Origin of the sequence: Pseudoalteromonas sp. SR43-3 (assembly GCF_014163875.1) — a bacterium.
Taxonomy (GTDB): Bacteria; Pseudomonadota; Gammaproteobacteria; order Enterobacterales; family Alteromonadaceae; genus Pseudoalteromonas; species Pseudoalteromonas distincta.
The window spans coordinates 1-968 of the sequence record NZ_JACJEC010000045.1 but is presented as its reverse complement, the minus strand read 5'-3'; the positions used below and the strand labels follow the sequence as shown (position 1 = coordinate 968).

Here is a 968-nt window from a genome sequence, read left to right as displayed (position 1 = left end):
ACTTGCCGTAACCCAACGCTAGAAAGAATGTGATCAAAAGAAACCACGCGATAAAAACGCTGAGTACATCGAGTCTGCCTATTAACGATTTGGACACCGATCTTTCCTATGGCTTATAACGCCTCAAACACCGGATTGTGAATGTTGGCGGTTTTTTTGAGTGTTTTTTCAAAAAAAGTGACGACATTTACAAGTCCGCGTGATTTGACTTGTTATATTTCATATTCGGACTTTAACAGGCCAAAACACTTAAGATCATGGAATTGATTTTTCCAATAGCCACTTTGCCGACGAACACCTTCTTCTTTAAAACCTACTTTTAACAACAGTCCTTCTGAAGCTGAATTCCCCGGTACTGTATCACCTTGAATACGGTTAAGCGTGCCACATGGTAACTCGCCTAAAAATGCTGATTTTACAATTCTATGAACAGCCTCGGTTGTGTAGCCTTTAGCCCAGAACTGTGGAATTAAATCATAACCTATAACAGCATTTTTCATTTTTAAATTCCAAGAGTTAAACCCACAAGTACCAATTAATTGATTGGTTTCCTTTAAACGAATAGCCCAACGAATTCCCGAATTTTCAGTGAATCGAGAATTAAAAAAGTTGATTAGTGTTGTTGCCTGATTCAACTCTTTGAATGCTTCGAGATCATAGTATTCTATGACAGCTTCATCAGAAAAAAGCTCGAATATACTATCGGCATCCTCGTTCAATAGCCTTGTTAGCATTAAACGAGAAGTTTCTAACTCTGGAAATTGCACCTAAATTCTCCGTGAAATATAACGCTTTGCTAATTGGCTGCCGCAGCGAAGCGTAGGCAGTCCAGTGGAGGCCACACTTTTTGTGGCCGGAACGAAATTAAGCAACTTGTTATAAGCCATTTGTATTTACCCGTTGCCCGCAATGAATACAGACTATGGAACCAGAGAACCAATGCCAAACCACTTTTGTCCAGTCGCCAC

The 968-nt window shown here is 39.9% G+C and carries 1 protein-coding gene; it reads right to left on the bottom strand.

Features of this window, described 5'->3' with window-relative positions; translation table 11 throughout:
- Positions 1 to 212: 212 nt before the first annotated feature.
- Entirely contained in the window at positions 213 to 767 is a 555-nt protein-coding gene (locus H5088_RS20095; RefSeq protein ID WP_182754416.1) for a GNAT family N-acetyltransferase, read from the bottom strand.
- Between the last annotated feature and the right edge of the window lie 201 nt (positions 768 to 968).